Annotated in this window: 19 protein-coding genes; 15 read left to right on the top strand and 4 right to left on the bottom strand. The window is 62.3% G+C overall.

From position 1 onward, the window contains the following. Positions 1–32: 32 nt before the first annotated feature. Both AC2FMN_RS01630 and AC2FMN_RS01625 read right to left on the bottom strand, forming a co-directional pair. Complete coding sequence (locus AC2FMN_RS01630; protein ID WP_496685660.1) at positions 33–2483, bottom strand: tetratricopeptide repeat protein; 2451 nt, start codon at positions 2481–2483, stop codon at positions 33–35. A 49-nt stretch (positions 2484–2532) separates the two neighbouring features. Further along, positions 2533–3216 (bottom strand): sugar transferase, encoded by a 684-nt coding sequence (locus AC2FMN_RS01625; protein WP_496683758.1) that lies wholly within the window; start codon positions 3214–3216, stop codon positions 2533–2535. A gap of 656 nt (positions 3217–3872) precedes the next feature. Between AC2FMN_RS01625 and AC2FMN_RS01620 the strand changes: the two genes are divergently transcribed. The 4 genes from AC2FMN_RS01620 to AC2FMN_RS01605 are packed head-to-tail and all read left to right on the top strand — an operon-like array spanning position 3873 to position 8009. Next, positions 3873–4730, top strand: coding sequence for an ExeA family protein (locus AC2FMN_RS01620; protein ID WP_496685659.1), 858 nt, complete (start codon positions 3873–3875; stop codon positions 4728–4730). Between the two features lies 1 nt (position 4731). Then, positions 4732–6273: a GumC family protein gene (locus tag AC2FMN_RS01615; protein WP_496683753.1), complete on the top strand. Its 1542-nt coding sequence runs from the start codon at positions 4732–4734 to the stop codon at positions 6271–6273. 31 nt (positions 6274–6304) lie between these two features. Next, a complete protein-coding gene (locus tag AC2FMN_RS01610; protein ID WP_496683752.1) occupies positions 6305–7144 on the top strand; it encodes a CpsD/CapB family tyrosine-protein kinase in 840 nt (279 codons plus the stop codon). Continuing rightward, positions 7125–8009 carry a glycosyltransferase family 2 protein gene (locus AC2FMN_RS01605; RefSeq protein ID WP_496685657.1) on the top strand — a complete coding sequence of 295 codons (885 nt, stop codon included), beginning with the start codon at positions 7125–7127 and terminating at the stop codon, positions 8007–8009. The genes AC2FMN_RS01610 and AC2FMN_RS01605 overlap by 20 nt, the downstream gene beginning before the upstream one ends. A gap of 69 nt (positions 8010–8078) precedes the next feature. On the opposite strand, the gene AC2FMN_RS01600 is transcribed toward AC2FMN_RS01605, so the two are convergent. Beyond that, on the bottom strand, positions 8079–8552 hold the full coding sequence (locus AC2FMN_RS01600) for a VPLPA-CTERM sorting domain-containing protein (RefSeq protein WP_496685656.1): 474 nt from the start codon (positions 8550–8552) through the stop codon (positions 8079–8081). A gap of 641 nt (positions 8553–9193) precedes the next feature. Here AC2FMN_RS01600 and AC2FMN_RS01595 point away from each other — a divergent pair. The 11 genes from AC2FMN_RS01595 (at position 9194) to AC2FMN_RS01545 (ending at position 23304) form a co-directional block, all read left to right on the top strand. Further along, the gene (locus tag AC2FMN_RS01595; RefSeq protein ID WP_496683743.1) at positions 9194–10201 is read left to right on the top strand and encodes a UDP-glucuronic acid decarboxylase family protein; all 1008 of its coding nucleotides are present in this window, start codon (positions 9194–9196) and stop codon (positions 10199–10201) included. Further along, positions 10198–11703, top strand: coding sequence for a hypothetical protein (locus tag AC2FMN_RS01590; RefSeq protein WP_496685654.1), 1506 nt, complete (start codon positions 10198–10200; stop codon positions 11701–11703). Before AC2FMN_RS01595 ends, AC2FMN_RS01590 begins: the two co-directional genes overlap by 4 nt. Continuing rightward, a complete protein-coding gene (locus AC2FMN_RS01585; RefSeq protein ID WP_496685653.1) occupies positions 11703–12725 on the top strand; it encodes a glycosyltransferase family 2 protein in 1023 nt (340 codons plus the stop codon). Before AC2FMN_RS01590 ends, AC2FMN_RS01585 begins: the two co-directional genes overlap by 1 nt. Positions 12726–13238: 513 nt before the next feature. Next, positions 13239–14735: an NAD(P)/FAD-dependent oxidoreductase gene (locus tag AC2FMN_RS01580; RefSeq protein ID WP_496685652.1), complete on the top strand. Its 1497-nt coding sequence runs from the start codon at positions 13239–13241 to the stop codon at positions 14733–14735. A 144-nt stretch (positions 14736–14879) separates the two neighbouring features. After that, entirely contained in the window at positions 14880–16388 is a 1509-nt protein-coding gene (locus tag AC2FMN_RS01575) for a PepSY-associated TM helix domain-containing protein (protein WP_496685649.1), read from the top strand. Positions 16389–16597: 209 nt separating this feature from the next. After that, positions 16598–17524 (top strand): glycosyltransferase family 2 protein, encoded by a 927-nt coding sequence (locus tag AC2FMN_RS01570; RefSeq protein WP_496685647.1) that lies wholly within the window; start codon positions 16598–16600, stop codon positions 17522–17524. A gap of 1 nt (position 17525) precedes the next feature. Beyond that, positions 17526–18500 carry a lysylphosphatidylglycerol synthase transmembrane domain-containing protein gene (locus tag AC2FMN_RS01565; protein WP_496685646.1) on the top strand — a complete coding sequence of 325 codons (975 nt, stop codon included), beginning with the start codon at positions 17526–17528 and terminating at the stop codon, positions 18498–18500. After that, positions 18497–19936 carry a protoporphyrinogen/coproporphyrinogen oxidase gene (locus tag AC2FMN_RS01560; protein WP_496685644.1) on the top strand — a complete coding sequence of 480 codons (1440 nt, stop codon included), beginning with the start codon at positions 18497–18499 and terminating at the stop codon, positions 19934–19936. Before AC2FMN_RS01565 ends, AC2FMN_RS01560 begins: the two co-directional genes overlap by 4 nt. 3 nt (positions 19937–19939) lie before the next feature. Then, positions 19940–20683: a polysaccharide deacetylase family protein gene (locus tag AC2FMN_RS01555; RefSeq protein WP_496685642.1), complete on the top strand. Its 744-nt coding sequence runs from the start codon at positions 19940–19942 to the stop codon at positions 20681–20683. Between the two features lie 85 nt (positions 20684–20768). Then, complete coding sequence (locus AC2FMN_RS01550; protein WP_496685640.1) at positions 20769–21740, top strand: NAD-dependent epimerase/dehydratase family protein; 972 nt, start codon at positions 20769–20771, stop codon at positions 21738–21740. A gap of 34 nt (positions 21741–21774) precedes the next feature. Further along, positions 21775–23304 carry a GMC oxidoreductase gene (locus AC2FMN_RS01545; RefSeq protein WP_496685638.1) on the top strand — a complete coding sequence of 510 codons (1530 nt, stop codon included), beginning with the start codon at positions 21775–21777 and terminating at the stop codon, positions 23302–23304. A gap of 8 nt (positions 23305–23312) precedes the next feature. On the opposite strand, the gene AC2FMN_RS01540 is transcribed toward AC2FMN_RS01545, so the two are convergent. Beyond that, the gene (locus AC2FMN_RS01540; RefSeq protein WP_496685635.1) at positions 23313–24581 is read right to left on the bottom strand and encodes a glycosyltransferase family 4 protein; all 1269 of its coding nucleotides are present in this window, start codon (positions 24579–24581) and stop codon (positions 23313–23315) included. Between the last annotated feature and the right edge of the window lie 35 nt (positions 24582–24616).

Raw genomic sequence — 24616 nt, 5'->3', positions numbered from 1 at the left:
GGGATCGGTGCGGCAGAATTGCCGCGGACCTTCTATTGACCGCCGCTCAACTCGATCTGCAGCCGTTCGATCTCGGCTTCGATGTTTGTCACCACATCCGGGGCCGCTTCCCTCGATTGCGCAGCCTGATAGACACGCAGGGCGTCCTCTCTACGCCCGACGGCCTCATAGGCTTTGCCCAGATGCTGCAGGACCACGGGATGATCCGGCAACCCCTTTGCCGCACTTTCCAGATATGTCAGCGCCTCGTCATAGTTGCCCAGACGATAGGCCACCCAGCCATATGTGTCCTGAAAGGCCGGAATGCGGCTGCCACGCAGGCTCCGCACAAGAACTTGCGCCCGCTGCAGGCTTTCGTCGTCATCGCGGCGGGTCGTCAAAAGGCTGGCCAGATTGTTCGCCACGATCGGCGAGCGGTTGCTGGCGGTATAAGCTTTTTCATATGCTGCAATCGCCGCTTCCCATTCGCCGGCCCACTCATAGCCTTCGGCCTGCAACATCAGCAGGTCCGCGTTGTCGGGCAAGGCGGTCAGCGCTTGCTGCACCGTGGCCCGGACCTGCTGCGGATCTTCATGGCGTTTTTGCAACGCGATCAGCCCCAGCCAGGCCCGCGCCGATTCCGGGTCATCGGCCACGATTGCGCGGTACAGCCGCGCGGCCGCTTCCGGCTCTCCCTTCTTTTCGAGCACATGCGCCTTGACGATCCGCAGGATGTTCGACTCCGGCTCCTCAGCCAGCAGGGAATCCAGGCGGGCTTCGGCTCCGGCAAAGTCGTTTTGAACCACCATCAGACGGATCAGGGCGAGATCGGCTGGCAATCCGAATTCCGGGTCTTCCGCCAGTTCGCCCAGAAACGCCGCCAGATCGCCGGTGCGGTTCTGCCCTTCCATCATCCGCGCCTTCAGCTCGCTGGTTTTGCGGCGTGTATCGGGATCATCCAGCGGGTCGAGCGCCTGCAGCACGGAGTCAAGCCGGGGCCAGTCCTGCAAGGCGACATAAACATCGCCCAACGTCAACAGAAGCCGAGGGTCGGTCGGGGCCTTGCGCAACGCGTCGATCAGGACACTTTCGGCGATCTTCAGATTGTTCTCTTCGATCAGGTGCAGGGCATAGTTCAGGGTTTCGGTCGGCGCGTTGCCGGACAACTCGACCGCAAGCGCCAGCATTTCGCCCTTCAGGTTGCGGTCGCCGTTTCGGTCATGCGCCTGAGCCATCAAGGTCACGAGCTGCGGGTCGCGTGCGTTCGTCTCGAGCGCCGCGCGCAACAGCAGGATCGCGTCTCCAATGGCGTCATCCTCGATCAGCCACGCCGCCTTGAGCTTGACGGCCTCGGTCTGGGTCGGGTCTTCGCTCAGGACGCGTTCGATCACGGCGCGGCCTTCTTCCCGATGGCTGGACAGGATCAGCATCCGCGCGAACTCCACCTCGTTCTCACGTGTCTGCGCCGTGCGCGGAGCACCATCCAGCAAGGCGCGCATCTCGGACAGCGCCCCATCGGTATCGCCCGACTGGAACCGCAGCGCGGCACGCATCATTCGGTATCGCGCGGCATTCGGCCCGTCCGCCGCGATGGTCCGGGTCATTTCCGCGATGGCGGCATCATGGCCGCGATGCTCGGTCAGAAAGGCAATCAGACGCTGAACGGGAAAATAGTCTTCGGACAGCGGATCCGCCTTGGCCCGCAGGATCTCTTCGGCATCGTCCAAACGGCGCTGATCGATGAAATGTTCTACCAGCATCTGCTCGACGCCCTGATCGCCGGGGAAGACGTCGATCATCTGGCGCAGCTGCTTTTCGATCTCGTCCGTCTTGCCCAGCTGCTGAAGAGCGTGGAGCCGGATCGTGTAAAGGTTCCCCTCGGTCGGCGCAAAAGCCAATGCGGCATCCACCTGGTCGATCACATCATACCAATCCTGGGCGCGCACGAGATGATCGATCACCACGTGCCGAGCCGTCATCATGTCGGGGCGGTCATTCAGCATTGCGCGCGCCGCAGCGACGGACTGTCCGACGCCGGCATCGTTGCCATCCCGCACCGCGTCGGTATAGGCCAGCGTGTTCTGCAACGACGCGATCTCGGCCTCTTCCGGGGCCAACTGCGCGGCCTTGGTGACATAGCGCCGCAGATCTTCCCACAGCCCCTGTTCCAACGCCATTTCCGCCAAGGCCCGATTGCCTTCGAGGTTGTCAGGATACTGTTCCACCAACAGCAGATACTGGCGATAGGCCAGTGGCACGTTGCCGCGTTCGCGCTCGAGCCGGGCGAAGGTCAGCCGCGCTTCTTTATGTTGTCCGTTCAGTTTGAAAACGTTCTTGAACTCGATCAGCGCGCGCTCGACGTCGCCGTTCTCGAGATGCGCAAGACCGGCCTGATAATGCGCCTCGGCCCGTTCTTCCGCCGTGTCGCAGGCGCTGAGGAAAAGCGCGGCCGTCAGCAGGAATGCCGCGAAGGTCCTGCCAAGAAGGTTTCCGAATGCGTTCATCACGTCACTCCTGCAACTGCCAGCGTCGCTGCCTGATGCCGGGCCATTCTCAACAGCCGGTGCCGCGAAGGACCACGAAGAGCGTTTTGAACATGATCGAAAGATCGGTGCCGAAGGACATCGTTTTCCAGTATTCCGAATCGTGATGCGCCCGCTCGGCGAATGAGGACTGGTTGCGCTCGGATACCTGCCACCGGCCGGTGATGCCCGGCCGCATCACATAATACAGGTGCCCGGGATACATGCTTTGCTGCTTGACCATCATAGGTCGCGGTCCAACCAGGGACATCTCGCCAACCAGCACGTTCCAGAACTGCGGCAGTTCATCCAGCGACGACTTGCGCAAGAAGGAACCCAAGCGGATGATCCGGGGGTCGTCTGTGAGTTTCTGATTGCGCTCCCATTCGGCACGTGCGTCAGGGTTGGCTGCCAGATGCGCCTCGAGGACGGTTTCGGCGTCCTTCACCATCGTGCGAAGCTTCAGCAGGTGGAAGGTCTTGCCATTTTGGCCGACACGCTTTTGACGATAGAAGGGCTGTGCGCCCTGAAAGGCCAGCAGCACCGAGAAAACCACCACCAGCGGCACGACGATGGGCGCGGCAGCGATCACGAATACAATGTCAAAGGCTCGCTTTCCGAAGCGTCCATAAAAACCGGAACACCGATTTGCGGCCGGCAATACCGGAACTCTGCGGTAACCAGTCCCGGCTACCTCCTTGGAATGGATTGTCACTATTTAAACCCCCAGCACACAACGGACACCTACACTCAATCACACACTCAGGAACCAACTACTCGCACGACCTCAAAGCGCTACTCAAATTTTTTCATACAAATGGGACGCTTCACCCTTTCTTCATTGTTCACATGAATTGATGAACGCCTGCGTCCAAAAGACTAACAAATTCTTAAGGGCTTGCAAAACATTAATGGGCGCGGACCGCACTGTTTGAGTGGGAAGCGCACGGAATTTCAACGGCATGGCGTGACGAAGCGCACGGGTCGCCCGGTCAGAAAACATCCGTCCATTGTGCACGATTCGGGATCAATGCAGCCGCATGGGTCCCTTTAATCCCGATAATGCCCCGATTTGGCTTTGCGGGCCCGCCCGTTGATTCTGCGTTGCACCGGCTTGCGCGCGACGGCCTGACGGAAACAATCACCTAAAAATGTTTCCATTGCACCTTCTGGGCGGGTTAATGTGTCACTCTGGAGATATGGGGGATGCTCTCTATCTTGATGTTGTGGCACAATGACGTGCATGTTGAGGGCCGATATAGTGGCTTCTCGTTATTTTGTTAGGATTTACCTGTGGTTCAGGGTGCAAGTTTGGGTAATCTCTGGAGAGCCAGGATTTTTTTCGACAAGTCGGAAGGCGACCGAGGTGCCATGGCCTCCAGCGACGGGTTCTATCTGGATTATTTCGGCCTAGACCAGCGGCCATTCACTCTGCTGCCCGATCCCGGTTTCATGTACTGGTCGCCGCTGCACAAACGCGGCTATTCGATCTTGCAGTTCGGAATCATGAGCTGCGCGCCGATCACCGTTCTGACCGGAGAGATCGGCGCCGGCAAGACCACGCTGATCCAGCATCTTCTGAAGGACATGGAGGAGTCGATCACCGTCGGGCTGATCTCGAACGCTCAGGGCGGGCGGGGCGAGCTGCTCCAGTGGGTCATGCATGCCTTGGGCCTGCCGTTTGAAAAGGACGCGGCCTATGTCCAGCTGTTTCAGGCGCTGCAGGAATTCCTGGTCTCCGAATACGCGCAGGGCCGGCGTGTCGTGCTGATATTCGACGAGGCGCAGAACCTGACCGTCGAAGGGTTGGAAGAGATCCGGATGTTGACCAACATCAATGCCAACACCGATGAACTGATCCAGCTGGTCTTGGTAGGGCAACCCGAATTGCGCGACATGGTGCTGGACCCGAAGATGCGCCAGCTGACCCAACGGGTGGCCGCGAGCTTTCACTTGGAGCGGATGGATGCGCCGTCGGTCGAAAGCTACATCCGGCATCGGATGAAGGTCGCCGGGGGGACCGGGGACGAATTCACCGAAGAGGCCTGCAAGCTGATCTTCGAAAAGACCCGTGGCGTTCCCCGGCTTGTGAACCAGCTGTGCGACTTCACCTTGCTGTACGCCTGGACCAACGAGACCAGAAACGTGGATGAAAACATAGTGCAACAAGTGATCGACGACGGCGTGTTCTTTGGCGGGAACTCACTCGAGAAGGAGCTGACAGACTGACATGGGCCCGGTTCGCTACTACATCTCGATCTTTCTGCGGCGCCTGCCGTATTTCCTCGTCGTTGCCCTGATCGTATCCGCTGCGTCGATCATCATCGCACGCACCCTGCCGCCCACCTATGTGTCGCAGATGCGGTTGATCGTCGAATCCCCGCAGATTCCGGGCAATCTGGCGGCCAGCACCGTCAACACCACGGCGGCCGAGCAACTGCAGATCATCGAACAGCGCCTGCTCACCCGTCCGATCCTTCTGGACATCGCCGAGGAGTTCGACGTTCTGCCTAATCAAGACGAGGCAAGCCCGGACCAGATCGTCGACACGATGCGCGCCAACACCCGAATTCGGATCGCCACCGGGCGCAATCAGGCCAACCTGATGACCATTACCTTCGAGGCCCGTTCCGGTCGGGTCGCGGCCGGTGTCCTGAACGCCTATCTGACGGAAATCCAGAAGCTCGACGTGAATTACCGCAAGGAGCGAGCCTCGGACACGCTGGAATTCTTTGAACAGGAGGTGGATCGGCTGAGTGATGAGTTGGACCGGCGCAGCGCGCAGATCCTCGAGTTCCAGAACGAAAACTCGGACTCGCTGCCGGCCAGCCTGCAGTTCAGACTGACCCAGCAGGCGACGCTGCAAACCAACATCCAGCAGCTTGACCAACAACTTTTCTCACTGCGAAACCAGCGTGAAAAGTTGCTGGAGATCTATGCCACGACCGGTCAGATCTCGACGATCGGACAACAACCGCAGACCCAGGCCCAGCAACAGTTGGCGCAGCTGCGCAATCAGCTGGACAATGACCTGGGCATCTATTCGGAAAACAGCCCCAAGATCAAAATCCTGCGCGCGCGGATCGCCCGCCTGGAAGAGGTCGTAGCCGCGGAGCAGGCTACCAGCGCCGCAACATCGGGCGCGCAGACCGGGAACTCGACTCTGGATCTGCAACTGGCGCAACTGGATTCGCAGATCGAGTCTCTGGAAGATCAGAAAACCGATGCCGAAAAGCGCCTGGCCGAGGTGACACGGACCATCGACCAGACCCCGGCGAATGCGATTACCCTCGCCGAGCTTCAGCGCGACTACAACAACGTCCAGGCACAGTACAACACAGCGGTGGCGCGGCTGGCCTCGGCCTCGACCGGCGAGCGGATCGAGGTAACCTCGCAGGGGCAGCGGATTTCTGTGATCGAATATCCGGTCGCGCCCAGTTCACCGACAAAGCCGGACCGCCTGATGATCGCTGGCGGCGGAACCGCCTTCGGTATCGCCCTGGGGATCGGGCTGGTCGTTCTGCTGGAACTGCTGAACAAATCCGTCCGCCGACCCGAAGACCTGATCAACAAGTTGCAGGTCTGGCCGATCGCGACAATCCCTTATGTCCGCACGCGCGGCGAGGTCATTCGCGCGCGACTGGCCTGGGCCGTTGTCATCCTGGCCATTTTGGGCAGCGTGCCGGCCGCCGTCTGGTCGGTTCACACGTATTATTTACCGCTCGACCTGATTGCCGAAAAGGTGATCGACAAGCTGGAGGTGTATTGGTGAGTTCTGTTCAAGTCAGCGATGGGAGCGCGTGATGGACCGTCTGCAACAGGCGATTCAAAAGGCCCGAGAGGAACGGGAAAGCCGTCAAAGAACCGTGCCCGCGGAACCGCTGCGGCTTGACCCGGATCAGGCTGTTGCGCCCTCGGTGACGAATGTCGAAACGTTGTGGTCGGATCTACCCGCCATCGAGATCAACCCGCGCGTCGCCTCCAAAAACCGCCTGGTGTCGTTGGAGGGCGGGTCGGACGCCGCGCCCTATGACATGCTGCGCACCAAGATGCTGCAACAGATCCTGTCCAATGGCTGGCGCCGGGTTGCGTTGACGTCGCCCTATGCCGGATGCGGCAAGAGCACGGCGGTCGCAAATCTTGCCTTCAGCCTGGGGCGGCAGGAAGATCTGCGCACCGTCGTGATCGATTTCGACCTACGGCGCCGTGGGCTGGCCGACGTGTTGGGGCAGAGCGGCGCGCACAACATGGCGGACATCATATCCGGTTCGGTACCGTTTCAGGAGCATGCGCGGCGGCACGGCAACAACGTGATTTTCGGACTGAATTTCAGCCCGACCCGCAATCCCGCCGAAATTCTGCAAAGCCGCAGGACGATCGAGCTGCTGGAATGGATCGAATCCGAATACCAGCCCGATATCATGCTGTTCGACACGCCGCCGCTGATGGTCAGCGACGACAGCCACGGGTTCCTCAGAAACGTCGATTGCGCCTTGCTGCTGGCTGCGGCAGAAGAAACCAGCATCGACCATATAGATGTGGCGGAACGCCAGCTGGCCGAATTGACCAAGATCATGGGGATCGTCCTGACCAAGTGTCGCTATGTCAGCGGGGCCTTCGGCAATGAATACGGATCGTACTGACGCGGCCCCCGAAAACGCGGTCATCATTCCCCACTACAACGACCTTCCCAGGCTCGAACGCTGTTTGCGGGCACTGATGGAAAACGACACCACCAGCACCGAAATCGTGGTCGTGGACAATGCCTCGCCGGTGTCGCTGGACGCAATTCAGCGCGCTTTCCCGATGGTTCGGTTTCTGGTCGAAACGCAAAAAGGCGCCGCCCATGCCCGCAACAGGGGCGTGGCCGAAACCAGCGCCCCGCGGCTGTTCTTTCTGGATGCCGATTGCGTTCCCGCCGCCGACTGGCTGACGGTCGGACGCCAGGTCGCCGACACCGCCGACCTGATCGGCGGGCGGGTCGACGTGTTTGACGAAACCCCGCCACCGCGCAGCGGGGCCGAGGCATTCGAGGCTGTTTTTGCCTTCAACTTCCGCCGCTACATCGAGGTCCAGGGCTTCTCGGGTGCCGGAAACCTGCTGACGCGACGGGACGTGTTCGACGCGATCGGCGGTTTCACGAACGGCGTGTCTGAGGATCGGGAATGGACCATGCGGGCGGTCTCGCACGGGTACAGCCTGATCTACGAGGACAGGTTCCGCGTCAGCCACCCGTCGCGCCAAGACTGGCCGGCGCTGAAGACCAAATGGCGGCGAACCACTCAAGAGGCTTTTCAGTTGAACGGAACCACCATTCGGGCGCGATTGCGCTGGATGATGCGGGGGCTGGCCATGCCAGCCAGCGCGGTGGTGCATACGCCGAAGGTTCTGACCAGCGACAAGCTGGGCTCCGGCCGGGAAGTCAGTGCGGCCATCGGCACCCTGTATCGGCTGCGATGCCAGCGGATGGTCTGGATGTTGCGGCAGGCCGCAGGGTTCGAGATCTGAGCCGGGCCAAACGAAAAAAGGGCCGCATTGCGCAGCCCTTTTAACATAATCATCATTATGACCGTTTGATCATGCCGCCTTGCGGCGACGGGTCAACGCTAGACCCCCCAAGGCCGTCAACAGCAGCAACCCGCCGGCCGGCAGCGGAACCGCGGCCACGTCGAAGTCAAAGGTGATGGCGCCGCCATTGGTGGTCCCCGACGAGTTCGCCCAGCTGAAGACCAGGTTCTGCCCCGGCGCGCCGGTCGACAGGAAAGTGGTATTCAGACGGGTAACACCCGATACCAGCGCCGCCGAGTTCAGCACGGTGTTGGTCGCCGCATCGACCCAGCTCATGGTCAGGCCGGTGAAGGTTCCCAGAATTTTCGCGGTGACCGAGGCCTGTGCATTACCAGGCAGCGGCGCGGTCGGCGTAGTGAAGTTCACCGAATAAACACCCGGACCACCCGTGGTGGACACCGTTCCGACAAACAGGTTGTCCGAGGTGATGTCATAGCTTCCGCCAGCACTCACAGTCGTGATGGCCTTGGCTGTCCCGGTCATTACAAAGGACGCGGCCAGTGCGATCGCGACCATTTTCAAAGTTCTAAACATCTATTCCCACCCTCGTATACTTGAACACATAAAGACCCGGACAGATGTCAGGCCGTGGATTGGATGAAACCAAGGTACACCATCACGTTGTTGTTGCGAGAACTTTTTTAATAATTGTGGCAATTTTTTGGCTTTTGGCGACAATTGACCCCCAAATCAACCATTGGGCGGCTCTTTGTTTCCTTTCGCTCAACACTGCATCCTCCGCCTTCTGGCTCGAATCGGCTTCGCGTCCTCGGCGTGAAGTTCCGATGCGGACACTGCCCAAAGCCGTAAATTGGTGCTGTGCGCCTGCACCTGCGGAACGCCCGCGCCCCTTGCGAATAAGGTTTTTGCAACCACTCGGTTCCGACCGCCCTCATTGGTTCGGACCGGTCTGCACGCCACTGCGCTGACCGGTGTCGGCGGAACCAGCAGCGCGGAATTGCGTCTCGGACCATTTTTTTGTCCTTCGTCGGCCCAAGAACTTCGTGTAATCTCGCCCATACTGAAGATGACGAGTGTGGGTACCTGACCGCCGGAGGTATCCGAACGGTTTCCTGGACCGGGGCGACATTCTGCGCGCCGGTCGGTTATTGAAGAGTATTTTGATGAACGCAGCTGATTTCGACCCCGATGGCCTGCACCTGACTGCCAAACGCATCCTCGTCACCGGTGGCGCGGGTTTCCTGGGATCGCACTTGTGCGCACGATTGCTGGATCAGGGGCATGAGGTCCTGTGCGTGGACAATTTCTTTACCGGACGACGCGGCAATCTGCGTCATCTTCTGAACAACCCCCGCTTCGAGGTCATGCGCCACGACGTGACCTTTCCGCTGTATGTCGAGGTCGACGAGATATACAATCTGGCCTGCCCGGCCTCTCCGTTCCACTATCAGCACGATCCGGTGCAGACAACGAAAACGGCGGTGCATGGTGCCATCAACATGCTGGGCTTGGCCAAACGGGTCGGCGCCACCATCTTGCAGGCCTCGACATCCGAAGTCTATGGCGACCCCCAGATCCATCCGCAGACCGAAGACTATGTGGGTCATGTGAACCCGATCGGGCCGCGTTCCTGCTATGACGAAGGCAAGCGCTGTGCCGAAACGCTGTTCTTCGATTACCACCGGCAGCACGGCCTGCCGATCAAGGTGGCGCGCATATTCAATACATACGGCCCGCACATGCACCCAGACGACGGGCGGGTGGTGTCCAATTTCATCATGCAGGCTCTGGCCGGAGAACCGATCACCGTCTATGGCGACGGCGGTCAGACCCGGTCGTTCTGTTTCGTGTCCGACCTGATCGACGGGCTGATCCGCCTCATGGAATCCCCCAAAGACGTGACCGGGCCGATCAACCTGGGCAACCCCGTCGAACTCAGCATCCGCGATTTGGCGGAAACCGTGATCCGCATGACCGGCTCGACATCCCGGCTGGATTTCCGCCCGCTGCCGCAAGACGACCCGATCCAACGTCAACCCGACATCACCCGTGCCAAAGAGCAACTTGGCTGGTCCCCCAAGGTGCCCCTGGAACAAGGCCTCGAGGCCACGATCGCCTATTTCCGGCACCTGGCCACCGCAGCGCCCCAAACCGCTGCCGGCGGGGCATGACCCGGATTGACGATGCAATGCGCCCGCGGTGGTCCATAACCCTTCTGTTGCTGGGTGTGACCGTCGCCGCCGGTCTGTCGATCCTTACAATCAATCGCGGACCGCTGGTGTATTTCGATACCGGCAGCTATGTGCGGCAGGGCAATGTCGTTCTGTCGATGATCCTGCCGGCGGCGGGTGAACCGGACAGCGCAACCCGAGCAACCCAGAAAACCCGGCACAAGGCTGACGACGACCAGACTGCGGGCGGATCGCGATCGATCTTCTACGCCGTTTTGGTGGCCGCATTCTGGCGCGTCGGATGGCTGGCCGGTCTGGCGTGGCTGCAACTGGGCCTTGTGCTGATGGCCGTCTGGCTGGCGATGCGGATGCTTGGACGCGTCGCGCCGACGGCACGTTCGACCGCTCAGTTGGTCTGCCTTCCGCTGCTGGCGGCTTCGACGACGTCGCTGCCCTTCTATGTCGCCTACGTCATGCCCGACATTTTCACGCCGGTCATGCTGATCCTTGTCGCCGCCGTGGTGGCTGCAGGCCACCGGATGCACGTTTCCGAGGCACTGGGAGCACTGGCGCTCGGCACCTTTTCTACGGTCCTGCACCCGTCGCATCTGGGCATCGCGGTGTTGATGGTTCCTCTGGTCGTTCTGGCCGCCGCGTTACGGATCGGCCAGGGGCGCTGGCTGGCGGCGGGGTTCGCGACGTGCCTTGCCGTGTTCTCGATCGCCGAACGGAAAGCTTTCGAAGTTGCCGTCGAAACCGTCACCCACAAAGACGTGGTCTATACGCCTCACATCACCGCCCGCTTGATCGTCGACGGGCCGGGGCTGGCCTATCTGGACGATGTCTGCCCTGCGCCGGACCTGGCGACATGCGCCCTGCACGAGGCCCTGACATGGTCGGATGATCCATACCGCCTGACCGCGTCACATATCATTTTCGAGCGGTCCCCGCGGCTGGGCTCGTTCCGGTTGTTGCCGCCCGAGGATCAGCAGGCCATCGCGTTGGAACAGCGACAGTTCTTTCTGCGCGTCCTGTCCGCCTATCCCGTCGCGACGGTAACCGCATTGGGCAAGAACGCCCTGAGACAGCTTGGAACGCACAGCGTGGCGATGACGATCCCCAACTCGGCCACGATACGCAACGCCAAAAAGCTCTCGGGCCTGCCCGAAGATCAGCTTGCCGTCCTGGACAAAACGACCCTGAAACGATCCCAGACCTGGATCGACCCGCTGGTGGGGGTCCACTTCGCGATCTATGCGGTCTCGGGGGCGATCGTGGCCGTTCTGCTGCTGTGGCCTGCCCAGGTCGCTGCGCCCTACCGGGTGTTTACGCTGTTCCTGTTGATCGGAATCGCCGTAAACGCGCTGGTATGCGGCGGCGTTTCCCAGCCAGCCGACCGTTACGGGGCGCGGGTCATGTGGCTGCTGCCCTTCGCCGCCACCCTGCTCGTTCTGGTGCGAAATCCACGCTCTAGACCACGAACGCCCACCGAGGATGAATGATGCAAAACGACCAACCGACGATCAGTGTGGTGATGCCCGCCTACAGGGCCGAACACCTGTTGCCCCGGGTGCTGCCCCCTTTGATCGAGATGTTGAAGGCCGGCACGGTCCAAGAGGTTCTGGTGGTCGATGACCAGTCCCCGGACGGCACGGCCGCGCTGGCCCGCGAAATGGGGGCGACGGTCTTGACGACTCCGGTCAATGGCGGGCCGGGCGCCGCGCGCAATCTGGCGGCCGAACAGGCCACGGGCGACATCTTGTGGTTCGTCGATTCCGACGTCATCGCCTGGCCGGACGGCCCCGAACACATCCGCCGCGCCATGTCCGAGGACAATGTCGGCGCGGTTTTCGGATCCTATGACGACGCGCCGGACGGGCAGTCGTGGTTTTCGCGATACAAGAACCTGCTGCACCGCTATCACCATCAGCGCGCCCGGCGCGAGGCACGCACGTTCTGGGCCGGGTGCGGCGCCATCCGCCGGGACGTCTTCCTCGAGGTGGGCGGCTTTGACGTCAAGACCTACGAGATCCCCTCGATCGAGGACATCGAACTGGGCTATCGCATCGCAGAATCCGGCCGCCGCATTCTGGTCGAACCGCGCCTGCAGGGAAAACATCTAAAGATCTGGACGATCCGCAACAGCCTGAGCACCGATATCTTCTGCCGGGCCCTGCCATGGTCCCGCCTGATGATCTCGCGCGAGGGGCTGACGGACGATCTGAACACCTCCATGGCTGAGCGCGCGCGCGCGGCCGTCGCGGGGCTGCTGATTCTGTCCATTCTGATTCTGCCGTTCTGGCCAGGCCTTTGGCCTGTCCCCCTGATCCTGCTGGGTATCGCCTTCGCGATCAATCTGGACCTGTTCAGAACAATGGCCGGGCATGGTGGGCTTTGGTTTGCCGTCAAATGCCTGCTGTATCACCAAGTCTACTATGTCTACTCCGCGGCCGTATATGTCTGGTGCCTGTTCGAATACCACGTTCTGGGTCAGCGGCAGAAACTGCAGGTCAGGCGGAACTGAGCGGCCGGTGCGGGTCTGAAACACGCACAAGATTCGCCCTCCCCGAACGTGAGTCCCGCCCCGGGCGCCACCGAAACAAAACAATCCCCCCGCAAATGGGCGATTGTTTACCTTGGGTACATATTCAAAAAGGGCGTATTGGAACCGTTCGACGTTGCGGCGGTCATGCCGGCGCCAGCCGTCCCGCCCGCCGGACACAGACTGCGGAAGTCGGTGCGATTTCGATGCGCCCCGCGCGAATGATTTTCCGGTAAAACAAGTGTTTGCAGCCTGTCCGGCCTTTGGTGCAACGCGTCGGCAACTCCTCGACGGCGCAGCCGCGAGCCCAAATCGCGTGGGGGCCGGTAGATGTGAACCAGGTCATTGATCGCTTGCGGCGCGCGGCGCAACTTTCGCGCGTCGGGCACTTTTTGAGCGGCCTGGGATCACGAAGCGAGCGTGTGACAGGAATTTGTTGCGAAGTTGGTGCAGCCTCTAGTAGCCTGACCCAAGCTATTTTGTGTGAGATTTGGTGTGAGTGAATTGAAAAACGATACTGTTCCGGTCGTCGTCATCGGTGGCGGACCAGCAGGTCTGACCGCTGCATACGAACTTCAGAAACTGAGCGACAAGCATGTCCCGCGGGTCTACGAGGCCTCGGACATGGTGGGCGGCATCTCGCGCACCGAAACCCACAACGGATACCGCTTTGACATCGGCGGGCACAGGTTCTTCACCAAGGTGCGCGAGGTCGAAGACATGTGGCACGAGGTGATGGGGGATGACTTCATCACCGTCCAGCGCCTGAGCCGGATTTTCTATCGCGGCAAGTTCTATGACTATCCGCTGCGCATCTTCAACGCGCTCGGCAATATCGGCCCGTACGAGACCTACAAGATCATCGGCAGCTTCATCAAATGGAAGATCCGGCCGAAGCCGCAGGAAGACACGTTCGAGGAATGGGTGATCAACCGCTTTGGTGGCCGGCTCTACATGCATTTCTTCCACAGCTATACCAAGAAGGTCTGGGGGATTCCCCCGTCCGAGATCCGGGCCGACTGGGCCGCGCAGCGGATCAAGAACCTGTCATTGCCCAAGGCTGTCTGGAACGCCATCTCGGGCGCCAATGACACGGCCAGCCTGATCGAGGAATTCCAATACCCCCGCCTGGGCCCTGGCATGATGTGGGAAAAGACCCGCGACCTGATCCGGGAACAAGGCGGCTCGGTCGAGACCCATTCCGAGGTGTTCCGGGTCAACCGCGATGGCAACCGGGTGACTTCAGTGGACATCCGCCACTGGAACGAAAAAGGTGAGAAAACCACCGAACGGGTCGAGGCCGACGAGTTCATCAATTCGATGGCCGTGCGCGACCTGATCCACGCCTTTGACCCGCCGCCGCCGCCCGAGGTGATCGAGGCCGCCGACCGGCTGAAATACCGGGATTTCCTGATCGTGACGCTGGTGCTGAACCACGCCGACCCGTTCCCCGACAACTGGATCTACATCCACAGCCCCAAGGTCAAGGTCGGGCGCATTCAGAACTTCCGCGCCTGGTCGGCCGAAATGCTGCCCGACCAGAATACTGCCTCGATCGGTATGGAATATTTCTGCCAGAAGGGCGACGGGCTTTGGTCGTCCAGCGACGAGGACCTGAGGAAGCTGGCCAGCGAAGAGCTGGAGCAGCTGGGCCTGGCCAAGGCGTCGGACGTGATTGACCACGCCGTGATCCGGCAGCCAAAGGCCTATCCCGTCTATGACAGCGAATACAAGGACGCCCTGGACACCGTCAGCAGCTGGCTGAAGACGCTGGAAAACTTCCAGACCGTCGGACGCAACGGGCTGCACCGTTACAACAACCAGGATCACTCGATGCTGTCGGCCATGTATGCGGCCCGCAACATCCTGGGGGAAGACAACGATGTCTGGGACGTCAATGTCGAGAGGTCCTATCATGAGGAGTTCGAGGCAAAACCCAAAAGACAGGCGGCCCGGGCCGAGCGTGTCGGCAAAGGCGCCGTTCTGGAATGAACGGCAACCCAACGGGTTGCCCCTTGCCCGACCTGTAAAAAGTCCGGTCGGGCAAGGACTATGCCGTGCAAACCAGGCTCTGGGCCCGAGTGGCACCGCTAACGACCTTTCCTTTTCTGATACCGTGCACCTTCGGGCCGTTCCATGAACCGCAAATTACGCAACCGCCTTTTCACCTTTCACACATGGCTGGGGCTGCATCTGTCGATCTTCTTTGCCTTTCTGTTCCTCACAGGTTCCATTCTTGTCTTCGGCAATGAAATTCAGGCACTGACCCGCCCCGCAATCTGGACCACCGCCGCGGAAGAGGACCGCACGGCCAGTTTTGGAGCGATCTACAAGGGCATCAAGGACGCGCATCCTCACAGCACCGTTCAAACCATCACCAAGCGTCCCACCCCGTGGTTCGTCGACCGGGCCGAAGGCCGCACCGGCTGGGGCGAACAGGTCGTCTTCTGGACCGATCCCGCCACCGGCGCGCTTGTCGAGACCACCGGCTATCCCGGGTTTCAGAAAATCCTCCGCGAGCTCCATGTCAAACTGCTGTCGGGTCAGAGCATCGTCTACAAGGCGGTGGCGGCGACCTCGATCATACTGCTGTTCCAGATCGTCAGCGGCCTTATCACCTATCGGCGGTTCTGGAGAGGGTTTCTGCGCTGGCCCACAACGGCCAACGGCCTGCGGCCTTGGGCCGGCGGAATGCACCGGCTGACCGCTCTTTGGGCCACGCCCCTGCTGCTGATCAGCGGTGTCACCGCCTTCATCTTTCTGTTGGGTGATTTCGGCATAGACGGCCACCGCCCCAAGCCACAGCCAGCGGCCGCACGGGAAACCGTGCTGCCCGCCGGATTCACACCCGATCTATTAGATCGGGCCGAGGCCCGCGCGCGCACGGGCCTGCAGGGGTTCGAACCCACGGGCGTGACTTTGCCGGGCAAGACCACCGAAAGCTTCCGCTTCGTGGGATATCTGCCGTCGATGCCGCATATTCGAGGGCTCAGCACCGTGGCGGTGGACCCCACCACGCTCGAGATCACGGGCGCCTTCACCCCGAATGACAACACCAGCCTTGCACGCTGGCGCAACGTCGTCGACGAGCTGCACTACGGGTTCTGGGGGGGCGCCTTTTCGCGGGTGCTGTGGCTTGTCATGGGGCTGATCGCAACCGGCGTGGCCGTGACCGGCGCCGTGATTTTTGCCGCACGGCTAGCCCCCGAGGCCGCGCAATATGGTCCGCTGCGGCGGATCTGGCGTGGGCTGGGCATCTTCCGCTGGGGCTACCTTCTGCTGGTGCCGGCGGTCGTGGCCGCCGGCCTCTACAATTTCGGCCCCGGCGCCCATCGCACCAGCCGCGTCGCCCCGGCCGATGGAATGCCCCCGGTCGCCCGGCTGATCCTGCGCGACCCGCTGAGGGCCGGCAAGCCACTCGACGTCGAACTGCGCGTGCGGGACCCCGCGCTCAGGATCGCGCGGGTCGAAGTCAACGGCCAGACCCCCGAGGTGACCGGCCCTCAGACCGCCGCCGACGGCCCGGGCAAGGCGCGGTTCAGACTGAACCCCGCGCAACAGGCCAACGACATCACTGCGCATCTGGCAAAAGAGGACGGCAGCGAAACGGTCGTCACCTTTCACCTCGGGCCGCCGATCTGGTGAGGTGATGAACATAGGGCGCAAAATACGAAAAAATGGCGGCCAGGCGCGGAAACGGTCCAATTTCGCCCTGTTTTGCCGATACGCTCGGTGCTCAGGTGTCGGATTGCCATAGGCGGGAAGTTTCCGGGACGGCCGCGACCATTTTCATGGACGCCCCCCGGGTGAGTATGAACAGAATTGATTTTGAGTAGGTTAGGGTTTTGGGTTTCATGAACAAAGTTGCAGAACCAATCGGCACGGATCGCGCCAACACGGATGAGTCAGGCACGCCGGATGTCACCGGCATGAGCCTGAGCGTGGTCATTCCGGCCTACAACGAGGAAAACGCCGTTCGCGCGACGGTGGAAGACGTTCGCGCGCATCTCGGACCGCTGAACATCCCCTACGAGATCATCGTGGTGGATGATGCCAGCGAGGACGGAACCCGCGCCGAAGCCGAAGCCAGCGGGGCAACCGTCACCTTCAACGACGTCAATTCGGGCTATGGGGCCAGCCTCAAGCGCGGCGTACGCATGGCGCAGCATGAATACGTGGCTATCCTCGATGCCGACGGCACCTACCCTGCGCGCTACCTGCCTGAAATGCTGGCCCTGTGTCGCGATCAGGACATGGTGGTCGGGGATCGGGGCGCCGCGATGAAAAACGTGCCGCTGCTGCGGCGGCCGGCCAAGAAATTCCTGTTCGCCTTCGCCTCGTTTCTGGCCGAGCGCAAGATCAACGACCTGAATTCCGGGCTGCGGGTGTTCCGCAAATCCGAGCTGATCCCGTTCCTGCCGCTGCTGCCGCAGAATTTCTCGTTCACCACCACGATCACGCTGTGCATGACGTCGAACGGCAAGCGGATGATCTATGTTCCGATCGAGTACGGAAAGCGGATCGGCAAATCGAAGATCCGTCCGATCGATTTTCTGAACTTTATCATCCTGATCCTGCGCATCAGTACCCTGTTCAACCCGCTGCGCGTTTTCATCCCGCTGGGTCTGGCTTTCTTCACGCTCGGGTTGGTCAAGTTCATCGTCGACATCTTCTACTGGAACCTCAGCGAGACCGCGGTGTTTTCGTTTTTGGCGGCCATCATGATCTGGTCGCTGGGGCTGATTGCCGACATGATTTCGCGCCTCCACCTGCGGCCGTGACATGGGGCGCCTGCTACCCTCCGATCCGGTCACGCGCCGCTGGTTGATCCGGCTGGTCGGGTCCGGCGTGATGCTGGCCGGTCTGTTCTGGCTTTTGCCGGCTGACGCGATCGTGGCGGCGCTCAAGGCCATTCCGCCCCCGGTGTTTCTGGCCGTACTGGTTCTGTTCCTGCTGGCCCATGTCGCCGCAGCGTTGAAATGGTGGCTGTTGCTGAATCGCCGGATTTCGCCCCTGCTGGCGATCCGCGCCCATTTTGCCGGCCTTGCCGCCAACCTGTGCCTGCCCGGCGCGATCGGCGGCGACACCGTACGCGCAGCCATGGCGCAGGCCGCAATGCGCGACGGGGCCCAAGTGGTTGCTGCGGCCACGGTGGACAGGGTGATCGACATGGTGGCCCTGCTGACCCTGTCCGGGCTGGGTCTGGTTCTGGTCTGGGACGGCGCGACCGGGACGACGGCGATCGGGGCCGCGGCCGTGATCGTGCTGACCGTGATGGTCGGAATGGTCGCCCTGCCGTGGTTGCTACCGCTGATCTGGCGCGCCTTCCCGGCCGTGCCGGGGCGCAGCTTTGCCCTGAGGCTGGCCGATGCCCTGGCCGGGTTTGCGGCCCGGCCCGGCCTTCTGGCCATCGTCTTCTCGGCTTCGGTTCTTATTCAACTTTCGCTGGTCCTTCTGGCCTGGTGGCTGGCACGGGCTGCGGGCGTTTCGGTGGACGCCGGCGCGTGGGTCTTTGCCTGGCCCCTGGCCAAGATCATCGCGGTTCTGCCTGTGTCCCTGAACGGGCTCGGGCTACGCGAGGCGACGCTGGCCGGGTTCCTCGTGCCCTTTGGAGTCAGCGCCCCAGCGGTGGTTGCCGCAGGGCTGGTCTGGCAGGTGGTTCTGTTTTCGGCGGGCGGAATCGGCGCGCTGGTTCTGTTGGTCTCAGGGATGAGTCTTGCTGCGCCCACGCGTTCGAGAAAGGAAGAGTGCAAGTGACGGATGTTTCCCAACCCCGATTGGGCGATCAGCCCCATATCATCATCCTGGGCGCAGGTCCGGCGGGCCTGGCGGCCGCCCATGCGCTGGCGGGCAAGGCGCGCGTGACCGTCGTCGAACGGGCCTCGGTGGCGGGCGGCAACTCTGCCTCGTTCCCGGTCGAAGGCGTGGTCTGCGACTACGGCTCGCACCGGTTCCATCCCGCAGCCGAACCCGAAGTGCTGCAGGACGTGAAGACCCTGTTGGGCGATGATCTGCTGCTGCGCCCCCGCCATGGACGCATCCGGCTGGGCGGCAAGTGGATCCATTTTCCGCTCAAGCTGACCGATGCGGTGTTGCGTCTGCCCAAACCCTTCGCCCTGTCGCTGATCGGCGACATGGTGCTGAAACCCTTCCGCAAGAAACACCAAGGCCAACAGACCTTCTCGACCGTTCTGTATGACGGGCTGGGTCCGACGATCTCTGACAATTTCTATTTTCCCTATGTGCGCAAGCTGTGGGGGTTGGAGCCCGAGAAGCTGGCGGTCAAGCTGGCGGAACGACGGGTGGGCAGCGGGTCGGTCGGAAAGATCCTGATGAAGATGCTGCGGCTGTTGCCCGGGCTGCGCAGCGAAACGGCGGGGCGGTTTTTTTATCCGCGCAAAGGGTTCGGGCAGATCTCGGACGCAATGCGCGAGAGCGCCCGGACAAAAGGCGCGGAATTTCTGTTCGACACCGAAATCACCGCAATCCAGCGGCAGGGAAACCACGTCTGCGGCCTGACCGTCCGCGACGCCGGCGGCGAACGACAGCTGACCGGCGACCTGATCCTGTCTACCATCCCGCTGACCGCGCTGACGCGCCTGATACCCGACCCGCCCGCCGATGTGGTAGAAGCGGCCCGCGGCATCCGGTTTCGCGGCATGATCCTGCTGTATCTGGTGCTGGAAACCGACCAGTTCACCGAGTTCGACGCACATTATTTCCCCGAGCTGTCGATCCCGATCAGCCGCATGTCAGAACCCAAGAACTATAACGCCAGCGGCTCGCCAAAGGGCGTGACGGTCCTGTGCGCCGAACTGCCCTGCGACCCGGACGAGAAATGGTGGAGCATGTCCGACGAGGCCTTGGGGCAGGAGTTCACCAAGTGGCTGGGTCAGCTGGGCCTGCCGGTCACGGTTCCGGTCCGGCGCTGCGAAACCCGTCGGCTCAGCCATGCCTATCCGGTCTATGACATCGGCTACGAAGCGCGGTTCGACACCGTCGATCGCTGGCTGTCGGGGCTCGATGGCCTGCTGGTGTTCGGGCGGCAGGGACTGTTTGCCCATGACAACACCCACCATGCCTTTGCCATGGCCTATGGCGCCGCCGATTGCATCGACGATGCAGGCCGGGTCGATCGCGCGAAATGGAACCGGTATCGCGAGGTCTTCGCCTCGCATGTGGTGGAAGACTGAGCCATGTCCGACTGGCAGGCCAATATCCTGATGTATCACGCGATTTCGGACGCGCCCGGACCGACGTCAATCGCGCCGCGTATCTTTGCCGAACAGATGCGGGCGCTGGCCGACTCGGGCCTGCCGGTGGTGACGCCTGACGCCCTAGCCGCCCCCCCTTCCCCGCGCGTGGTCGTCATAACCTTTGACGACGGGTTCGCCGATTTCGCCGACACCGCCTGGCCGATCCTGCGCGACCATGGGTTTCAGCCCATCGTCTATCTGCCTTCGGGCCGGATCGGCGGCACCGATTCCTGGGCCGGCGGGCATGTCCCGCCCCGGCCGCTGATGCGATGGGACCAGATCGAAAGCCTGGCCGATCAGGGCGTGGAGTTCGGCGCCCACAGCATCAGTCATCCGGACCTGACGGCACTGGACGCCGGGGCAGCCCAACACGAAATCGAGGCCAGCGGGGCTGAAATCTCGGCCCGCTTGCACCGCCCGATCCGGCATTTCGCGCCGCCCTACGGCGCCTCGAACCCCACTGTCCGCCAGATGATCGCCCGGCGGTATGATAGCGCGGTCGGAACCCGGCTGGGCGTGGCCCGATCGGGGGATGACATCCATGATCTGCCCCGGCTCGAGATGTATTATTTCACCGACATCGCCCGGTGGCGGGCGCATCTGGCGGGGCGCGGCGGCCCCTATCTGACCGTCCGCAAGGCCCTGCGCGGGTTGCGGGCGCGGGTTCGGGGAAAGCCGTGGTAAATTTCAAAGACGGCCGGCGCCGGGTTTATCAGCGCGGGTCGGCAGAGGTTGAATTTGGTTCTTGGTAAGTGACTGGTACGAACACATGCACATTCTGATTACCGGCGGCGCCGGGTTCATAGGGTCTCATCTGACCGAACGGCTGATCGGCGAAGGACATCGGGTGACCGTTCTCGACGATCTGTCGACCGGGCTGATGTCCAATCTGGCCGGGGTGGCGGACCACGCCGATTTTTCCTTCGTCGAGGGCAGCATTCTGGATCGGCAGCTGGTTGCAGATCTGGTGCGCCCGGCCGATGTGGTGTTTCACCTGGCGGCAGCGGTCGGTGTAAAACTGATCATGGACGAACCCAGCCGGTCGATCCTGACCAATGTTGCCGGCACCGAAAACGTGCTGGATGCGGCGCTGACCGACAAGACCCATACCTTCATCGCATCCAGTTCCGAGGTCTATGGCAAAAGCACCAAGTTTCCGTTCCAGGAAGAGGACGACCTGACCATCGGCGCCACCCGCAATCTGCGCTGGTCCTATGCCTGCGCAAAGACTCTGGATGAATTCCTGGCCCTGGCGCATGCACGTGAATCCGGGCTGCCGGTCACGGTGTTGCGATTCTTCAACACGACCGGTCCGCGGCAGACCGGGCGCTATGGAATGGTTCTGCCCAATTTCGTGCGGGCCGCGCTGGACGGCGCCCCCCTGATGGTACACGGAACCGGCGACCAGTCGCGCTGTTTCGGGCATGTGGCCGACGTGGTCGAGGCGATGTGCCGCCTGATGCACCTGCCCGAGGCCCGCGGAGACGTCTTCAATGTCGGCACCGACCAGGAGGTCACGATCCGCAGGCTGGCCGAGCAGGTCATCCGAACGACCGGATCCCGATCGGAGATCCGCCATGTGCCCTATGACACGGTCTATCCCGACGGGTTCGAGGACATGCAGCGGCGGCTGCCGGACGTCACCAAACTTGAACGCGTGACCGGGTTCCGGCCGATGCGGACGCTGCAGCAGATCATCGACGACATCGTGGCCGAGATGCAGGGACAAGTGACGACATGACCGTCCCCGTCGCGATCCGGGCGGGCCGCGCGCCGTGACCGATCTGGTGATCGGATCCGGACCGGCGGGCGTGTCGGTCGCCTCGGCCCTTCTGGACCGGGGTCGCCGGGTTCTGATGCTGGATGGCGGGCGCAGACCCGACGAGCCGGCGGTGGCTCTACGCGGCCGTCTGGCCGCCACCGACCCCAAAAGCTGGTCGCCGCAGGACCGGCGGGCCTGGCAGGCCCCGCAATTCGACACCCCGGCGGGACAGGTTCGCCGGTTTGGGTCCGATTTCGCCATGGAACCCGGCGCGATGACGCTGACCGATCCAGACGCGGTCGCATTGCGGGCGTCGCACGCGGCTGGCGGGCTGTCGAACCTGTGGGGCTCTGCCGTTCTGCCCAACCGGGCGGCCGACATGCAGGATTGGCCGATCACCGATCAGGATCTGGCACCCCATTACCGCGCCGTCGCCACCTTCATGCCCATCAGCGGGCAGACTGACGCCCTGCAAGACCTGTTTCCGGCCTTTTCGATGCGCGAGAGAACCCCGCTGACCCCCTCGGTACAAGCCCAACGAGTGCTCGACAGGCTGACACTGCGAAAAGACGATCTGGCCCAACTGGGTGTCCGGGCCGGGGCGTCGCGGCTGGCGGTCGAGACCGGGTGCCGGTATTGCGGTCAATGTCTGCATGGTTGTCCTTGGGGGCTGATCTATTCGGCCGCGCATACGCTTGAGGGGCTGCGCCACCATTCGGCCTTTCGGTACCGGATCGGGCTGGCGAACCGGTTTCAGGAACAGGGCGATGCGGTCACGGTCACGCTCGACGGGGGCGAGACCATTCAGGCCGACCGCGTCTTCATCGCTGCCGGGGTGCTCGAGACCGCGCGCATTCTGCTGCTGTCCTCTCCGGCTCCCGACGCCAGCCTGCGCCTGCTGGACAGTCAGCATTTCTTTCTGCCCAGTCTGCACCGATGGCACCTGCCCCGCCGCCCGGATGCCGGACCCTTCCATACTTTGCCGCAGATCTTCGTCGAGCTGGACGACGCGGCCGTCTCGCCCCATATGGTCCATGCGCAACTGTACACCTGGAACGAATTCTTCGCCCATGACCTGATCCGCAACTACGGCGCCCGGCTTCCCGGCTCGGGGCCGTTGTGGCGCATGCTGGCGCGGCGGCTGATCGTGGCCCAGGTGTTTCTGCACTCGGCGCATTCGGCTCGGATCGGACTGACTCTTGCCTCGGACGGGCGGCTTGTCCCGACGGTAACGGGCAATGACGAAACCGACGCCGTGTCCGGCAAGGCCGCCGCGCGCATCGCGGAGGTTCTGAGGCTGGCCGGGTTGCTGCCGCTGGGCTTTGCCCGCCGACAGGGGGCCGTGGGGTCCAGCTTTCACGTCGGCGGGTCGATGCCCATGGCCAAGCTGCCCGAAGCCGGGCAGGCGGATACGCTGGGACGGCCCCGCGGTCTGTCGCGTGTGCATCTCGTCGATGCCTCGGTCTTTCCCAGCATTCCAGCGACGACCATCACCTTTTCGGTCATGGCGAACGCCCACCGGATCGGGTCCTGTGCGCCCTGATCCGACGGTCAGGCCTGCGCGCCGGTCTCAAATGCTCCGGCCTCGAGCGCAGCGGCCAGCACCCGGTCGCCCTTGCCGTACGCGGCGCGGGCCAGTGCGGCACCATAGGCGGCCAGAACCTTGTCTTCGTGCCAGATTTCCAGAAACGCGGCGCGCGCGGCACGGCCCTGACTGTCGCGCCGCCCCGGCTCGTGCTGCAGTTCACGCATGGCAGCGATCAGATCCTCTTGCGTGTCGAACAGCGCCCCACCTCCTGCCCGCTCGACGATTTCAGGAAAGGGGCCCAGACGCCGGGCAATCACCGGCGTTCCCAGTCGGAAGCTCTCGATCAGGATGATGCCGAAGGTTTCATAGCACACCGAGGGCACGATCAGACCGATCGCCCCCCGGTAATAGGCATTGAGCTCATCCAGCGTCTTGCGGCCCAGGAACCGGATCCGCGGGTTGCCCGCGGCCTGTCGTTTCAGCTCGGGCGCATAGTCGCCGTCGCCCAGGATCAGCAGGTCGGCATCGGGGTATCGGTCAAAGGCAGGGAACACGTCCTGCAAGCCCTTGATCTTTTCCAGGCGACCGACGAACAGAAAATAAGGGCGGTCATGCACGGCCGGTTCGGGCAGCGCCGATGGGTCCAGGTCGGGCAGGAAATACGGCAGCACCTGCATATCGTGGCGCAGCCCGAATTCGCGATGCTTGGCGCGGCTGAATTCGCTTTTTGCGACGATCAGGTCCATGTGATCCAAGGCGCGGTCCAGCGCCCCGGTATACCGCCACAGCTGTGGTGGGCGCCTGTAACTGAGGACACAGCGCAGGCACTGGCGTTTGTCGCACAGCTCACGCCCATGGCGCCACAGGACATGGGTAGGACACACCAGCCAGTGTTCATGCGCCTCATAGATCTTCAGGCCCGATCCCATCGGCAACAGGCCCGGCCCTCCGATGAGCGAGGTGTTGTTGTGCCAGATGATATCCGGCTGCTGCTGGTCCAGAATCTGACGAATGCGGCCCGCGTGCACCACCGGGCGGCCGGTCTGCTGGGTCAGAAGGTTCGACAGCATGCCATAGCGACTGCGCAGTCCGATCCGGCGCACTCCGTCCGGGTCGCCTTCGGGTTGGGGCTTGCCGCCGAGGATCAGATAGCTGTCCTCGTCATGCACCACGGTCACGTCATGCCCGCGCGCGACAAGCGCCCGTGCCATGCGCTGGATGCCCACCGCGTCGCCACCGAAGGAATAGGGCGGATAGAAGGTAGTGAACATCAGGATTTTCAACGAACGCATGTCACAATACTCAAGAACCAACACCTTCGGGGCAT

The sequence above is a fragment of the Ruegeria sp. BHSC037 genome (assembly GCF_059613045.1).
The sequence above is the reverse complement of the archived record's forward strand: the minus strand, read 5'-3'. Positions and strand labels throughout refer to the sequence as shown.

Bases quoted from the DNA above. Each gene is read 5' to 3' on its own strand.
- AC2FMN_RS01570 (WP_496685647.1), top strand. From the start codon at position 16,598: ATGAACAAAGTTGCAGAACCAATCGGCACGGATCGCGCCAACACGGAT.
- AC2FMN_RS01585 (WP_496685653.1), top strand. From the start codon at position 11,703: ATGCAAAACGACCAACCGACGATCAGTGTGGTGATGCCCGCCTACAGG.
- AC2FMN_RS01630 (WP_496685660.1), bottom strand. From the start codon at position 2,483: ATGAACGCATTCGGAAACCTTCTTGGCAGGACCTTCGCGGCATTCCTG.
- AC2FMN_RS01605 (WP_496685657.1), top strand. From the start codon at position 7,125: ATGAATACGGATCGTACTGACGCGGCCCCCGAAAACGCGGTCATCATT.
- AC2FMN_RS01600 (WP_496685656.1), bottom strand. From the start codon at position 8,552: ATGACCGGGACAGCCAAGGCCATCACGACTGTGAGTGCTGGCGGAAGC.
- AC2FMN_RS01550 (WP_496685640.1), top strand. From the start codon at position 20,769: ATGCACATTCTGATTACCGGCGGCGCCGGGTTCATAGGGTCTCATCTG.
- AC2FMN_RS01565 (WP_496685646.1), top strand. From the start codon at position 17,526: ATGGGGCGCCTGCTACCCTCCGATCCGGTCACGCGCCGCTGGTTGATC.
- AC2FMN_RS01615 (WP_496683753.1), top strand. From the start codon at position 4,732: ATGGGCCCGGTTCGCTACTACATCTCGATCTTTCTGCGGCGCCTGCCG.
- AC2FMN_RS01595 (WP_496683743.1), top strand. From the start codon at position 9,194: ATGAACGCAGCTGATTTCGACCCCGATGGCCTGCACCTGACTGCCAAA.
- AC2FMN_RS01590 (WP_496685654.1), top strand. From the start codon at position 10,198: ATGACCCGGATTGACGATGCAATGCGCCCGCGGTGGTCCATAACCCTT.
- AC2FMN_RS01540 (WP_496685635.1), bottom strand. From the start codon at position 24,581: ATGCGTTCGTTGAAAATCCTGATGTTCACTACCTTCTATCCGCCCTAT.
- AC2FMN_RS01555 (WP_496685642.1), top strand. From the start codon at position 19,940: ATGTCCGACTGGCAGGCCAATATCCTGATGTATCACGCGATTTCGGAC.
- AC2FMN_RS01575 (WP_496685649.1), top strand. From the start codon at position 14,880: ATGAACCGCAAATTACGCAACCGCCTTTTCACCTTTCACACATGGCTG.
- AC2FMN_RS01620 (WP_496685659.1), top strand. From the start codon at position 3,873: ATGGCCTCCAGCGACGGGTTCTATCTGGATTATTTCGGCCTAGACCAG.
- AC2FMN_RS01610 (WP_496683752.1), top strand. From the start codon at position 6,305: ATGGACCGTCTGCAACAGGCGATTCAAAAGGCCCGAGAGGAACGGGAA.